We start from the raw sequence: 477 nt of genomic DNA on the forward strand, positions 1-477 counted from the left end.
CATCTGCGTCTGCGTCTGCATCAGCATCTGCGTCGGCATCTGCATCGGCATCTGCATCGGCATCAGCATCAGCGTCGGCATCAGCATCTGCATCTGCGTCGGCATCGGCATCAGCATCCGCGTCGGCGTCGGCATCTGCGTCTGCATCAGCATCGGCATCAGCATCAGCATCCGCGTCGGCATCGGCATCAGCGTCGGCATCAGCGTCAGCATCGGCATCGGCATCTGCGTCTGCGTCTGCATCGGCATCAGCGTCGGCGTCTGCATCTGCATCGGCGTCAGCATCTGCGTCAGCATCAGCGTCTGCGTCGGCATCGGCATCAGCGTCGGCATCAGCATCCGCGTCGGCGTCGGCATCAGCGTCGGCATCGGCATCAGCGTCGGCATCAGCGTCGGCATCTGCATCGGCATCGGCATCGGCATCAGCGTCGGCGTCAGCATCAGCGTCGGCGTCGGCATCGGCATCTGCGTCGGCAT

The 477-nt window shown here is 63.9% G+C and carries 1 protein-coding gene; it reads right to left on the bottom strand.

The annotated features are described in order from the left end of the window. Nucleotides 1–477, bottom strand: a 477-nt coding sequence (locus HMPREF2937_RS14240) for a hypothetical protein (protein ID WP_180364625.1), incomplete at both ends; no start/stop codon positions are given.

Origin of the sequence: Staphylococcus sp. HMSC061G12, assembly GCF_001838465.1 — a bacterium.
In the GTDB taxonomy this organism is placed as follows: Bacteria; Bacillota; Bacilli; order Staphylococcales; family Staphylococcaceae; genus Staphylococcus; species Staphylococcus simulans.